The organism is Pseudomonas sp. GW823-FHT06B06, assembly GCF_058795195.1.
On record NZ_JBXAHO010000010.1, the window covers coordinates 188,263 to 202,028 of the forward strand.

16 protein-coding genes are annotated in these 13,766 nt (G+C 54.0%); 1 reads left to right on the forward strand and 15 read right to left on the reverse strand.

The features are described from left to right. Positions 1-49: 49 nt before the first annotated feature. The 8 genes from traN to AC1Q8Q_RS12080 all read right to left on the reverse strand — a co-directional run bounded on the left by traN (position 50) and on the right by AC1Q8Q_RS12080 (position 5,290). Positions 50-2,668: a conjugal transfer mating pair stabilization protein TraN gene (traN, locus tag AC1Q8Q_RS12045; protein WP_102685500.1), complete on the reverse strand. Its 2,619-nt coding sequence runs from the start codon at positions 2,666-2,668 to the stop codon at positions 50-52. A 141-nt stretch (positions 2,669-2,809) separates the two neighbouring features. After that, on the reverse strand, positions 2,810-3,007 hold the full coding sequence (locus tag AC1Q8Q_RS12050) for a hypothetical protein (RefSeq protein WP_013100883.1): 198 nt from the start codon (positions 3,005-3,007) through the stop codon (positions 2,810-2,812). A 142-nt stretch (positions 3,008-3,149) separates the two neighbouring features. Beyond that, on the reverse strand, positions 3,150-3,281 hold the full coding sequence (locus AC1Q8Q_RS12055) for a hypothetical protein (protein ID WP_255311629.1): 132 nt from the start codon (positions 3,279-3,281) through the stop codon (positions 3,150-3,152). Between the two features lies 1 nt (position 3,282). Beyond that, entirely contained in the window at positions 3,283-3,489 is a 207-nt protein-coding gene (locus AC1Q8Q_RS12060) for a hypothetical protein (protein WP_011077965.1), read from the reverse strand. 271 nt (positions 3,490-3,760) lie between these two features. Next, positions 3,761-3,895 carry a hypothetical protein gene (locus AC1Q8Q_RS12065; RefSeq protein WP_013100880.1) on the reverse strand — a complete coding sequence of 45 codons (135 nt, stop codon included), beginning with the start codon at positions 3,893-3,895 and terminating at the stop codon, positions 3,761-3,763. 398 nt (positions 3,896-4,293) lie between these two features. Then, a complete protein-coding gene (locus AC1Q8Q_RS12070) occupies positions 4,294-4,539 on the reverse strand; it encodes a hypothetical protein (RefSeq protein ID WP_013100879.1) in 246 nt (81 codons plus the stop codon). Positions 4,540-4,606: 67 nt separating this feature from the next. Continuing rightward, positions 4,607-4,855: a hypothetical protein gene (locus tag AC1Q8Q_RS12075; RefSeq protein ID WP_060763786.1), complete on the reverse strand. Its 249-nt coding sequence runs from the start codon at positions 4,853-4,855 to the stop codon at positions 4,607-4,609. A gap of 48 nt (positions 4,856-4,903) precedes the next feature. After that, positions 4,904-5,290: a hypothetical protein gene (locus tag AC1Q8Q_RS12080; RefSeq protein ID WP_023049102.1), complete on the reverse strand. Its 387-nt coding sequence runs from the start codon at positions 5,288-5,290 to the stop codon at positions 4,904-4,906. Positions 5,291-5,535: 245 nt separating this feature from the next. Between AC1Q8Q_RS12080 and AC1Q8Q_RS12085 the strand changes: the two genes are divergently transcribed. After that, positions 5,536-6,623 (forward strand): IS3 family transposase gene (locus AC1Q8Q_RS12085; RefSeq protein ID WP_102669258.1). Its coding sequence is split into 2 segments (ribosomal slippage): positions 5,536-5,788 and positions 5,788-6,623, totalling 1,089 coding nucleotides; the frame shifts between segments, so codons are not numbered across the junction. A gap of 34 nt (positions 6,624-6,657) precedes the next feature. Here the strand turns inward: AC1Q8Q_RS12085 and AC1Q8Q_RS12090 are convergent. The 7 genes from AC1Q8Q_RS12090 to AC1Q8Q_RS12120 all read right to left on the reverse strand — a co-directional run bounded on the left by AC1Q8Q_RS12090 (position 6,658) and on the right by AC1Q8Q_RS12120 (position 13,697). Further along, positions 6,658-6,981 carry a hypothetical protein gene (locus tag AC1Q8Q_RS12090; RefSeq protein WP_173677896.1) on the reverse strand — a complete coding sequence of 108 codons (324 nt, stop codon included), beginning with the start codon at positions 6,979-6,981 and terminating at the stop codon, positions 6,658-6,660. Between the two features lie 69 nt (positions 6,982-7,050). Next, positions 7,051-8,865, reverse strand: a complete 1,815-nt coding sequence (locus AC1Q8Q_RS12095; RefSeq protein ID WP_023049101.1) for a nitric oxide reductase activation protein NorD — start codon at positions 8,863-8,865, stop codon at positions 7,051-7,053. Between the two features lie 80 nt (positions 8,866-8,945). Continuing rightward, complete coding sequence (locus tag AC1Q8Q_RS12100; protein ID WP_033962538.1) at positions 8,946-10,145, reverse strand: DUF3150 domain-containing protein; 1,200 nt, start codon at positions 10,143-10,145, stop codon at positions 8,946-8,948. A 75-nt stretch (positions 10,146-10,220) separates the two neighbouring features. Continuing rightward, positions 10,221-11,189: an AAA family ATPase gene (locus tag AC1Q8Q_RS12105; protein WP_023049099.1), complete on the reverse strand. Its 969-nt coding sequence runs from the start codon at positions 11,187-11,189 to the stop codon at positions 10,221-10,223. A 93-nt stretch (positions 11,190-11,282) separates the two neighbouring features. Then, entirely contained in the window at positions 11,283-11,642 is a 360-nt protein-coding gene (locus AC1Q8Q_RS12110; protein ID WP_023049098.1) for a hypothetical protein, read from the reverse strand. A 456-nt stretch (positions 11,643-12,098) separates the two neighbouring features. Continuing rightward, positions 12,099-12,827, reverse strand: a complete 729-nt coding sequence (locus AC1Q8Q_RS12115; protein ID WP_028622352.1) for a phospholipase D family protein — start codon at positions 12,825-12,827, stop codon at positions 12,099-12,101. A gap of 66 nt (positions 12,828-12,893) precedes the next feature. Then, positions 12,894-13,697: a hypothetical protein gene (locus AC1Q8Q_RS12120; RefSeq protein WP_028622353.1), complete on the reverse strand. Its 804-nt coding sequence runs from the start codon at positions 13,695-13,697 to the stop codon at positions 12,894-12,896. Positions 13,698-13,766: the final 69 nt, after the last annotated feature.

Sequence of the window (13,766 nt, forward strand, 5' to 3'; positions counted from 1 at the left end):
CAAACGCCGCCATTAATACAAGAAGCCCCGCACTTGGCGGGGCTTCTTTTTATCTCATATCTTCCTCAGCTTTTCTCTTCACCGCGTCAACATCGAAACCCTCTAGCCTCTGCAAGTTCCGGTCTAGCGTGTTGAGCCGCGTCTCACCCTGCGTTATCTGAAGTCTACTTCCACTTCCTGTCACGTCCTCAAGCGATACGGTGTTCGCGGTTGGCAGCCGCCCTGCAAGATTCAGCATACCGATCCACTCAGACAGATCCACACGGGACCAATCCATTTGCGCCATCTGAGCTGGCGTAATTCCTTCGCACGTAGGTGACTTCACGTCACCCCATCCCAAACCCAGTTGCTCACGGGCTGACTCTTGAATGATCCGGGCCACAACCGAGCCGAAGCAGCAATAGGCTTCTCGTTTTTCGACGCAAGAGCCAAGAGCTTCGGATGCGCAATAGCTGCCAACGAAGTGGCATTGCCGCGTTTCTTTTTTTGCACCCAGCTCGAATTCCTTCTGTTCGCATTCCCAGATGATGTTGATCAGCAGATCCACGATCACGTAAACCATGTACACCCAGCCGATGATGTTCACAACCATCGCAGCTTGCGACCCCAGACCGGTAACCGCGCCATCTGCTCCGGTGGCAAATACCGCGTCGGCCGCAGCCGTCGCCCCCATCTCAACCATCGCGTCATAAGCCTGCTGCATGAGCCATTGCTGAAGTTCGCTCATCAGGGTTTCCTGTACCGCGCCCTCAAAGCCCTTCTGGAACGCAGCAGTGGCGCTATCCACAATGGTGCCCCACTGGCCCTTGATAACCGAGGAGCCAACAGACATCGCCGCTTCAGTACCCGCAGCCCAGTACCCCGGAGCAAAGAGATTTCCTGTCCTGCTCAATGCCTCGAGCGAGCTGGTCATCTTCAGTGTATTCATCGTCAGATTCACATAGTCGAAGATGGACACGCTTTCTGGGGCTTCACAGCAGTCGACGTAGCCACCCAGCGCCTTCTTGCACTCCATAGCCTCGCCTTTGAACACCTTGCAGTCATTGGCCTGGTTGATATCGGTACCATCACCACCGCAGTCCAAGTCGTGCTCAGCAAACTGAGCAACCTGAAGCATGGCCACCGCATAGGCAAAATCGCCGCTTTTCGTGTTCGACGAGTCGAAACACTCACTGCCCATACAGCGCGCCCCACCAGGGCATTCGATTTGTGCCCCAGTGTTCACGATGGTTTCGTAGCTGGTGTCATAACCGCAGTCCCAGACCTCCTCGAAGGCATAGCACGAGCCTGTCTCGCCTTTTGCGCCATCAATACAGCCTTGAGAGATAAAACCACAGCTGGGATTCTGCTCGTATTGGGTGCAGGTATTCAGGTTACCGCCATCATTTGAGGGGCACCGCTGCACACCCTGGGCGTCCGTGTAGCAATCCATATTCCCCTTGTAGTAGGAGCACTCGGCGCTTACCTGGGCCTTCTTGCAAAGAGGATCAATGCTCGGGTGCGGGGATGGTGGCATGTCAGAACGGCAGATCTGAACGCCATTGGTTTCGGTACACCCGTTAGCATCAACTGCCGGCATAGAGGTGCACGACATCTGTGCGTTGGTGCAGAACCCATCCTTGATCATGTCGAACATTGGCAGGCGCTCTTCTGGGCCCCAGCCTTTATCAACGAACGCCTTTGCCGGGTCATAGATGATCTTGATGCGGGCGTAACCCTCACCACCACCGGTAACCGAGGTGCGGGTTTTGAACGTGATCACGTCATCATCGCTGCCGAACTTGTCAGTGATCACCTTGTTCGGAGCTACGTTCCAGCTTGTTCCGCGTTCGCAGCTTCCAGCTGTTTCCGGCGGGAAGACACCAGGTGTGTGCGTCCAAAGCATTTCGTCATTGAAAAGGATTTGGAAATAATCGTCGAAAACAGCTCTGTCGACGGTAGCTGAAATAATGGCGTCCTTGGCTATCACGCGGAATCGGGTGTACTCCTCATAGATTTTGCAGTTCCCGCTCCAGTAGTTGTCTCCTACCGTGCCGACCCAGATGTACAAGCAACCTGGTCCGCACGACTGAAAGTTTGGCTGCCCGGAAACGTATTCGATTACACCTACCTTGTAGTCATGCAGGAACTCAACGTTTCCGCCTTGATCCACGACGCGCTCACATGTTTTGTAATTGGCAACATGGGCGTTTTTCGTCACGTTCTCAAAAACTTCGGTAGAGGTGCAGTCCGCGAAGTTCTGCTTAAACCCATCCATGAAGTCAGGGGAACGAACTTGATCAGCCTGATTGAGCATAGGGTCGTTGGAGAGATCTACCGACATGCGGTTGCCGCTGTCGATCAGGGTTCGGTATGCCTCTCCCTCAGAGGACGATTCCGATTGGAGGCGGGTATTTGCTCGCAACCCGAGATCGATCGTCTTCACATCGTCGCCGTAGACGTTCTCGAGCGAGGCAGTGTCTCCAGTTTCAGGGAAAAGATCCTGAAGCGTGACGGAGGCGTCCCCACCATCGAATACCTGAAGTGCCTGCTGGCCTACCGATTGACCGGCCGCAGATCCTGCTGTCACAGCGTCGGCCCAGGCTGTGAAGGTCATGCTGTTGAGATACAGGCCGATCACGGTCACGTTGACCAGCCGTCTCAGCGTTGTTTTGAGTGGTTGTCGCATCGATCGCATGTCCAAAAATGGGGATGCTTCGATGCTAGGGGAAGGGTGAGAAATGATGGCGCGGTTTCAGGCAACAAAATCGCCTGAAAAAGCAAAGCCCCGGCTGGTGGGGTCACCGGCCGGGGCTCGCTGTGTTTTTGATCATGCCTCAGGCACTACTAAGACCTGGCCATCACTCGGGATCAAGCGATGAATCACCGCCCATGATTTAACGAACCGGGTATCCGGATCGGAGGACGAAACAGTTCTGGCGATCTGCTCGGGGACTTTGAACACCCGTCCAGACTCGACCATCAGTTCTTTGAGTTCTTGGCAGAATAGTGCGTTTGCTGCGGTCATGTTCAACTCTCCAGGTGTGGGTGATCCCCAGAGCCCTTCACACGGAAGGGCTCTGGTGGATCACCCACGGAGGGTGACCACGCAGCGGTCTAGCCGAAGCTAGACTTGAATCCGTTCACTGGGCCAACCCCTGAGGGAAGGCTCAGTGGGCCTTGATGTTCGTGCCGTGCTTCTTGTCGAGACGGTCAGCGACCACATAACCGATCACGCCGGTTAGGGCCAAAGCACCGACAACGCCTACGATTGCGTAAACAAGCATCTGCATCGAGTCCATTTCATTCTCCTTTCGGATTGCTCATCGCTGTAATCAAGGATACCACCAAATCGGCGATCATCATTACCACGCCAAGCACCAGACAGAACGATACGACAAGCGGATGCGTTCCTGGTGTAACGATGGAAACAAAAGCGGCTGCCAACAAGCTACAGCCAACGCCCATAAGTGAAGCCTTAATCCAGTCGAATAGTATTTTCTTGTACATCTTTTTTACTCCTCAAAAAGACGAGGAGTCCCAACGGGATTCCCCGTCAGGGTTTAATTATTTCCAACTCCGAGCCGTTCGGCTGAGTTAGAAGAACAACAATAAAGCCATTTGCCTGCGAATAAATCGCATAGGCAAAGTTCGATTTTTCTGCCAACGATGATGCGCTGCGAACAGCGTCAATTGCGTTTACATGAAACATCGGGACGACCTCTTACGAAGCAAAGACTTCCAGTAAAACCGAAAGCTTTTTGCCAAGAGCCTTATTGAATCAAAGCGCGTGACGTGCCTTGATCATTTCTGCGGTGTGAGACTGCTGAGCAGTTTCAACGCCTGCATCGAACGCCTTGAAGCCAAGTTGAATGCCACCAACAACAAGAGCGGTAAGGACGATGAGAGTTTTCATGGTGTTCTCCGTTAGCAAAAGATGCAGACGGAGAACCACCCTGGCGGGAAGTAATCTCCCCGCTGCGGGTTTTTTATGCACGCAGAAAAACCAATATCCAGTTGCCTGGATGTCGATAATTTGAGTGCTATTTTTAAGCCGGTTTGAAAGCGTGGCTCTGCTTTTTGTGACTCATCACATACATGATGAGAACACTGCCTGAACGCATACACGTTTCAGGCCTTGGCGGACATGCTCATGCATGGCGCTAAGTTCTAAGCACAGAGGGCTCTGTGCTGGAGGGGTTCTTGAGAGCTCGACCTGAGGCCCGCTCTATGCCTGCGATGATACCAAACCGATGCCCTTTAACAAGATGGCGAACCAAAAAAAAGGGTGACCCGAAGGCCACCCTTTCACACTCATAGCCCATTAGGTGAGAACACCTTGTGGCCGCATTTATTCCGGAAACGGTCAACAACCATCTCCATTGGCTCCTCCAGCTTTATCGGCTGGAAAAAACCTTCTCCCCGCGAGTGCTTCAGGAGGATGACGCCCCCTGATGACAGCTCCCATAGGTGAACCTTTGTGCCCCCTTTGGTTACCCAAGCCTTACGGCTTATCGAGGCCTGGCCTTGCAAACGAGCAGCTTCGAGGATCGCGTTCATCGACTTCTCCATACATCCATGCAGGGAGAAGCCCCGCGGGGGATTTCTCCCCCTTGGGTTGTGTTTTTTAGAGTCCTGAATATCTGCTTTCGAGCTTCAATTTATCCGGTGATACCGGGAACCAGTAGCAATCCCAGTCCAGAAAAATGAAAGCTTCGGGACGAAACTCAGGATCGATCTCTCGGACGAATCCCAGGATTTTCTTTCCCTGGATTTCGACTCCGTATCCATTTGTCACCGTCACGGTATCGCCAAGGATGAAGTCGCATGGAACAGGCGCGACTTTTGCCATCTTTTCTTCAACAAACCGGTGCATTTTCATCTCCATTTTCATGGAGAACCCCGCCGGGGTTCCCCGGTAGGGTTATTTGCAGATTGCGTTGGCCAGCTCTTCAGCGTGCAGCAGAGCGTACGCTCTTCGCTCCTGGCTCATGTATGGCCAGCAAGAGCCAACTGCGTCCGAATAGCTCCCGAATGCGTCAATCCAGTCCCAGTAAATGTTCGTGCTGTCCACACGTCGCATCTGGTCAGCAGCTGGACGAACAAGGCTGAAAACCTTGTACAGCTCGCCACGCTCAACCGCCTGCTTTACAACCTGAAGCTCGCCTTCCGTCATAGCCTTGCGGCAAACCTTCTCGACGAGAACGCCGGCAGCGCGTTTCAGCAGCCTTTCAACTAGCTTGACCACCTGATCGTTACGAGTAACGAACGTCCTGGCTTCGCCGGCCTGGGCATCCTTATAAGCATTCATCTGATTCTCCATTTCTACGAAACGCAGAAAGGGAGAAAGCCCGTAGGGGCTTTCCCCCCTATCGGGCTTCTATTTACTTAAACAGTTCTTTGGCTGCGATTTTCAATGTGGTAGCGCGAACATCTTCGAAGTCGCACATCATTGCTTCACAACAGACTCGGAAGCTAAACGGATGGGTAATCCCCCCTGAAATCAGTACTCGTCAGAAGTAGAATTTTCTCCTAATCGGATCAAGGAAATTTTGCGTGAAGACATCGCGTTTTTCGGACAGCCAGATCATCGCTATCCTCAAGCAGGCCGAAGCCGGCAGCCCAGTCCCTGAGCTTTGCCGCGAGCATGGCATCAGTTCGGCAACCTTCTACAAGTGGCGCGCCAAGTTCGGTGGCATGGACGCTTCATTGATGGCCCGGCTGCGCGAACTGGAGGATGAGAACCGTCGCCTTAAGAAGATGTACGCCGAAGAGCGCCTGAAGGCCGAGATCATCCAGGAAGCGATGGCAAAAAAGTGGTGAAGCCATCTCGGCGGCGAGAGATGGCGCAGCGTGCAGTTCGCTCTGGTCGAGCTAGCATCAAGCTGGCATGCCAGGTCTTCGGGGTTAGCGTCACCTGCTATCGCTACCAGCCACGGTTGTCCTCGGAAAATGCCGAGATCGCCGACCACCTGATCCGGCTTACGCACAACCAGCGCAACTGGGGTTTCGGCCTGTGCTTCCTGTATTTGCGCAACGTGAAAGGCCACCGCTGGAATCACAAGCGGGTGTACCGGATTTATCGCGAGCTGGAGCTGAACCTGCGAATCAAGCCGCGCAAACGCATCGTGCGTGAGAAGCCCGAGCCTCTGGCTGTGCCGGAGGCGATCAATCACTGTTGGTCGATGGACTTCATGCATGACCAACTGGCAGACGGTCGCAGCTTTCGCCTGTTTAACCTGATCGACGACTTCAACCGCGAAGCCCTGGCCATGGATATAGACCTATCACTGCCGGCAGAGCGGGTGGTGCGTGCGCTGGATCAGGTGATCGAATGGCGTGGTAAACCCCGGTCGATTCGCAGTGACAACGGCCCGGAATACATCAGCAGCAAGCTTGTGCTGTGGGCAGAGAAGCATGGCATCCGCCTAGAGCATATCCAACCCGGCAATCCCCAGCAGAATGCCTACGTCGAACGCTATAACCGCACGGTACGTTACGACTGGCTGGGGCATTACCTGTTCGAGTCCATCGCTGAGGTGCAAGAACACGCCACACGATGGATCTGGACATACAATCATGAGCGACCAAATATGGCCCTGGGAGGCATCACCCCCAAACAGAAGTTGGCCCTCGCGGCCTGACCTCTACTTCTGGTGAGTACTAAAAATGGGAGGATTACCGATGAACTTCGTCCGAAAGTACCCAATCCATTGCTTCGCGCCAATTCTGCTCACTGACCTGAGGATGAATGATCTGCCTCAGAGTGATTTTCAGCAGGTATTCCCGCATCCACTCAACGTAATCATCGGTGATTTCGTCTCGTGTCCGCAGGGCTTCCAACTCAGCGTCTGACATTTCCAGAATGTCGAGAAATCCAAGTTGAAAGACTCGCGCATGGCTTGCCTTTCTCCGTGGTCTCCGCTCAAACGAGCGGCGCTGAATAATTACTTGTTCCCCAAACAGATCCAGCAAGGGCAACGCAGTCGCAGTATTTTCCATTTCAGACCTCCTCAAACCGACAGAGGCCTCCCACTAGGGAAAGCCCCTAGTGGGTTGAATGGTTATTTGTCAGGCGGCTAATGCTTCGCGAACAAGCTCAAAGAGCGAGTTCTTGAGATTCGCAACCTCCCCAACAGCACGGTATTGGCTGAACAATGCTTTCAGGATGTGCTCATTGGCACTTCCGAAACCAAGTCCAATCACTTCGATACCGCTGACCTCACACCGCTGAATAAACTCTTTCGCTGCATGAGTAGTACCTGCGTTCGGTTCCCCATCCGTTATGACGAAAAGAATCTTCTTCTCGCCCTTCGCACGAAGAACTTCAACAGCAGCCGGCCACAGTGCTTGCGCAAGAGGCGTACCGCCCTCCGACATCGCACCAAAGCCACCTTCGCTTACCGCCCTGATCAATCGCTCTTTCGGGCTCTTGATCAGTGCGCAGCGCTCAACGCCATCGTTCGCCTTGTTGGGAAACGACATCGCGCCGGTTGTCACCAGCGGAAGTCCCTCCAGCGCGCTTAGAACCGCATAGACTGCGGCTTCGGCCTGATCCATCGCAGATTTCATACTCCCCGACTTGTCGAGAAGAATCTGGATCGATGCAGACTGACGCTCTGCTCGAGACTTACTTCTAAACACCCTCGTTTCGCCGCCCTTCATCATGGCGATACGGCCAGTGTCGATCCGCTTGCCCTGCCGCTTCAGCCGAACACGGCAATCAACCTGCGCCTGTAACAGCCCATTAAGGCACTGTCGCAGACCGGCCGATTGCTCGATGCCCAATTGCACACGGCGGACGCTCGCTTGATCGGATCGGTTCCTCCCCCTCCCATCCAGAGAGAATGGTCGGAGCGGATTACCGTCGCGCACTGCCTTACGGCCTAGCAACTCACCCGCCTTGTCGCCAACTTCCGAGATCAACCCTTTCAGGTCGGCTTCGGTTGCATCCTTGGCCTGCTCGCGCAGGTTGCTGGCTTCTGGGGAAGGTTTGCCGCTGCCATTGCTGGACTGCGAGGTTTCTTGGCCATCGTCGCCGGCATTGCTGCCGCTACTTGGTTGGGATTGGTCTTGCGGCTCGGAGCCGGACTGGCCTCCATCAGATGTTTCCTGCTTGGATTCGGGTTGCCCCTCCTCTTTGCCTTCATCACCTGCACCCGCACCACCGTCTTGCTTCTGCTCCTGCTGCTGATCGCCTCCACCCGACTCTTGCGAGTCCTGAGGAGCACCCTCCGAGCCTTGCTCGGGCTGCGGTTGCTCATCTTCCTGCTCATCCTCTTGCGAAGGCAGCAGGTCGATAATCGCGTCCACCAGAGCGAGAACATCTGTTGTGCTCTCGCACGTCAGGGTGTTCTTCACCAGGGTCAGGATCTGATCCGTAAGGTCAGCCCCAAGAAGGGTCTCCATACGGGCCAGGTAGGCTTTTGCTGGAACCTCAAGCTGCGGTTCCTGGAGTAGCCAGTAACCGCCGTAGAGAATTCCGTTGTGAATCACATGAAGCGCCGGGCAGTCATCCACCTGCTCAGGCCGGAACGGCTCAAGCAGAACCTTGCGGTTCAGGTAGCGGATGTCCGACTCAGTACCTGGGTACTGATCCATGCTCAATCGTTCAATGCGGATGTCCTCAAGAATGTTCAGCAGATTCTTGCGGAAGGGTGTCGGGCTTGAGTCGCGAAAGCAGCCCATGTCTGTGTTGCGGACATGGGAGCATTCATGTGCGATGTACCCGAAGGACAGCGGCAGATCGTCCTCGGTGAAGGGGACAAATACGTTTTTTCCATCTGTCTTAGCCTGGATACCCTCAACATGCACTTTGACGCCAGTTAGCTCGGCAAGGTGCTGTGCATAGATCGGAAGAGTGCCGACCAGGGATTGATTGCTCATCGTTTATCTCCTTTCTCGCCACCGCGAAAAGGAGTAACCCCGCGAGGAGGGTTACTCCCACGCGGGGTTTGTTTGTGATGTCAGAACCAGAAGGTGCCGAAGGGCATATCGGGTTCGGACGGATTGATTACGAGGGGTTCTTCAGACTGCTCCACTGGAACGGATTCAGCTGGTTCAACAACCTCGGGTTTTGCTGGTACTTCGTTGATGCTGTCGTGACAACTCGGATTAGCTACGCTTGCGCTCAGCTCTTCCTCGACCATCGTTACGGCATCCGCGGGTACTTCAGCATCAGGTACAGCAACAGCAGTGACAGTCTCGGCCGTAGCCTCGATCTCAACTGCTGTAGGAGCCTCTGTTTCAACACTGGCCGGGGCCTCGGTTTCAACTGAAGGCAATGCTGGAACGAAGGCCATCGATGCATCTTCATGACCGTTAGCTATGTTCAGGTTTTTGATCAGCCGCTTGATCGAGTCCTCATCAGAGAGGGCCGACACAAGGGCTACAACACTGTTGTACTGAGAGCCATTAACCACCCCGGACTTGGGGAGAGCCGCAAGGACTTCCTCAATGTGTTCGGTTAGGGCTTTGACCTCACTGGACAGGAACATCAGGCCGCGAAGCTTGGCGTTGATCTTCCGAACAGTGTTCAGCGTCGTTTGTGTGACATGGCCACGAGTGGCCAAGCCTGTTTCAAGCAAGCGCTCGGCTGTATCTGCCGTCTCAGCGTACAGCTGATCTGACAAACCACGAACCTGCGTACCCAGCGTGTTAGAGAGGTGCTTGTCGCCATCAGGGGAAACACGGCATGCCGCGTACCCAAAATGCATCCCTGCATCTACCTGCGCCTTCGGTGTCACCGAGGTGCGGATAGCATCACGCCATTCTTGCTTCTCCCAGCCCTTGTCGATCCACTCAGTGATCCAGCGTTCGTAGTTAGGGAGAAAGTTGTTTTTCAAGTCGTAGAATTGCGATTTGAGCGCCTCCAGTCGGTCAACAACCTCTTGGATCTTGTCTTGGGAAACTGCATAGCCACCCAGGAACCGCACACCACACTCTTCCACCACCTTTGTAGCCTGCCGCTTGATCTTCTCAAACGGTTTCAGCTTCTCCGGGTCGATTACACGCATCGAGCCGAGTGAAGCCAAAATAGCAGGAGGAATCTTCCCCTCCAGCATTTCAGGTTTAAGCTTTTTCCGAGCAGTCCACAGATGGATGCCGGAAAGATCGACCAGCAGTAGTTGGTCTAGGATTTTGATCTCATTCTGTTGAATGGACATTTCACGATTCTCCTTTCTCACATGCATGAAAAAGGGGGAATCGCGCCCGGTGGGGGAGATTCCCCCTTAGGGTTTTTACACAGCAACTTTCCAATCGCCACCAAAGACACTCTGGGCGATCTTACGAATTGCTGTCTTCTGAACTAAATCGCAGCGATTGAGCAGCGATTCATCCAGCGAAAGTTGAAGCGGATTAGCCGCGCCCTGGTGAGTGTATCCACAAGAGATACGCCCCCAGCGAAGCAATGTCCGAGTGGACATCGTGACGCTTAGGTAATTACCACCTAACCCTTGATGTTGATTACGAATGGAGTTCGCAACCTTCACCATGTTTTTCGCCATCTCTTCCGGAAGCATTGGCAAAGCAGATATCAAAGTTGCTACTTCGTTATCAGCCTCAAGGTACGGAACCTCAAACACTCGGAAGCGATCCAGCGATGCCAGGTTCTGCTGCATGGTGCCAGCATGTACTCCCGATGCATCACCCTGTCCCGCCGTATTGCCGCAAGCGACAAACCGGAAGTTGGCATGAGGCTTCACAACCTCACCATTGTTTTCCGCAATCACCAAGGGTCTCCCCTCCATGACAGCGTGCAGACCTACAGTTACTGCCGGATCAAGCGTGTCGTACTCATCGAGCACGAACACAAACCCATTACGCATTGCTTGGGTCAGCGGCCCATCCACAAACTTCGTGTTCAGGTCGCCGCTCACCGGATCAGTGACAGGCAGGTTGTAACCAGTAAGCTCCGGCATTTCCATCCGACTATGTGCCGAAACGGTGATGCAGGGCCAATTAAGATGGGCAGTGACTTGCTCTACGAGCGAAGACTTACCCGATCCAGTTGGGCCGAGGAGCATGCAGCTATCCCCAAACGGAGCGTAGAGCCAACTCATGAACGGCTTGACCAGCATCTCGCGGAAAAAATACTTCTTCTTCGGCGCGACGTGATGCATCCACTGGTGTCCTTCTGCAAAACCTGGCGCTTGCGCGTTGGTATTGAAGCCGAACTCTTTCATCTCAACTTTTGCATTGAATTGCATTTTATATTCTCCGTTCTCGAAAGCAGTTGCCCAAGAAAAGGAGAATCCCCATAGGGGAAGACTCCCCCAGTGGGCGGTTTATTTTGTGCAGGTTTACGCAGCAACTACCAGATCAATCACAGACAGGCTGTCTTCACTGGTTTTTTTGGTGAAGCTTACGACTGGTGTGAGCCCGTGATAAACCAGCTCGGCACACAGCGAATGCATCATCCATGGCGGGCAACTGACCAGAACGGTAGTTGTGCCAGATTTTTTTGCTTCAGCAAGGGCAATTTCGGCAAGACGCTCAACGCGCTTTGCAACACTTTCCTTGGTCGGCAACACCGGGAAGAAAAGGAGATTACGAATCTCCTGAAATTCCTTCCAACTCGTAAGATTACGAACCCCGAAGGCTTCGAGTTCACGGGTAGTTTTAAACTTGGTCAGATTAACGACTTCGTTGGTATTGCTCATATTCTCAACTCCAGTTTTCAGAGCGGAGAAATCCCATACGGGTTTCCCCGCATGGGTAGGTTTTTAAGCTGATTAGAGTCGCAGCTAACGACCCGTGCCAGGCACGGACAAACATCTACGCTCATGCGTGGATGGTTGATTCTGGGGGGTAGCATAGGTCAGACGGACTTATGCTTACTTGAACAGCCCCGATCGGGACTGTGAGGGTTCTTGAGCTGCAATAGCGCGCAGCTTACGCACCTTTCGGTAGGGCCATGATGCCTATTTACAGGGATGCCTGCAACCCTCTGGGATCACGCAAATTTGCGGTCAAGCAGGCCCGGAGGAGAAAGAAAAGCCGCCCTTAGTCAGCCTTGGGCGGCTCGCTTATCGTGCTTCTGGGCCGGCTCACATCAGGTGAGGAATTCCATGGCATTCAGGCTTGCTTTCCGTGCCGGTCGGGCCTCGACACAAGCGTCAAAAATCAAAATCAAACGGCCATAAAAAGTAAAAACCGCCAGGCCCCTTCCGGAACTCGCCACCTGCGGATTTACCAAGGTCTGTCAGGTAATGCATGGTATCTCGAAGCTCGAGGTATCCCCCCGCAACAAGCCGATCCATCAGGTCTTTCGTCTTGATGCCCATTTTTGCAGCCAACTTTGCAGAGGTGAGCTTGGCCATAGCGCCTGAACCACCATCAGCCTCATCGGTCGATGCCGATGCTGCCTGAGCAGCAGCGCCACCGCCTTCGACCTTGACGACCATTTCCATTGCAATACGCACCTCATCGCTTACACGGACAATACGCTGAGCCTCGTCGTAGGCATCGCGGTAGCACTCCGAGTCAGCCTCCCGGGTCAGCAGGATGCCCATCTCGTTGTTATTGACCTGGCTGAACTCGTAGAGGTTGAGGCTCGTGATGATGGCCACTTCTTCGTTGAGGTAGCACTTGGCATGCAAATTCTTGCAGAAGCTCGTGCGAACGAAGGTCAGGGCCTTGAGCCAGTTAATTTCCTGAGGGTTGAGCTCGCTCTTGCCGTAGACGATCCGCACGTCAATCTTCATGCGGTTTTTGTCTTCCAGCAGCTCGCGGATGCGATCATTGATTTTGAGGAACGGGCTGATCAGGATCAGCCGCTCTTTGGCGTTCTTGATCAGCTCCTCCAGGTAGTAATTGGTAGCGCTGGTGTTAAGAAACTTGGGCATATAATTTCCTTGACTTCGTGAATTGCTCGGGCCTAATGCACCCGCGATTGCATGCACCATAAGTGCTCAAACATGGCCACGGGCTCCATCCCAGAAGGATTTTAGATGGAAGAAAAACGCTGGGAGCAGGATCAGCACTAAGCTCGCTACTACAGATAGGGTCACCACCGTCACCGCGCCGTTGAGTGCATGCCACATGCCGATCTCGAGATAGCGCGTCCCCAGATCCGCTGCCTTGATGATGAACGCCATTGCTACGCCTTCTCCTTGGAATGGGATCATCTGGAGCAAGAAAATTAATCCGCCGAAAGCGACCGCGATGATCGCGAATCCCTTGAGACCCAGGGCGGTATCGGCTGTGCTTGGGATGGCGTGCATCGAGATAACCAGGACGAGTAACGCCAGAGCAAACCCCTGCAATGAGCCAGTACCCAAGTCGACGATCGCGGTAACAGAACCGGTGGCCACAGCGCCGATCCAGACAACCAACGGCACCAATCCCTGGTCGGGAAGGCTCTGATCGTATGATGTGCCAAGGGAGATAACGGCGATTGCGCCCCCGGCCAACAAGGGCGCTATGCCCTGAACAAGGAGACCAATCGAGTTGCGCAGAGAAAACGGGCTGTAGGAAAACTCGACGTAGCCCAGCTGCCCAGTGATTGCATCCGGTGCGAATAGAGCAAGCTTCCTGATTCGCAGGCCGAAGAGCAGGCATGCAATCGCGTGCGCCATTTCATGTACAGGCCCGCCGATGATTCCAGTGTTCCGATAGACGATCCACGTCTTTACCGAAAACTGTGACACCAGCTTACCCCAGACAAAAATCGCGCCGGCCGGCACCAGTAAAAGCGCGAGATAGAGGTAGATCATGCGCGCTGCCCCGCTGCTGCTTCCATCTCCCGCTTGGCCTCAGCGTGACTTTTTTGGATCACGACCTGG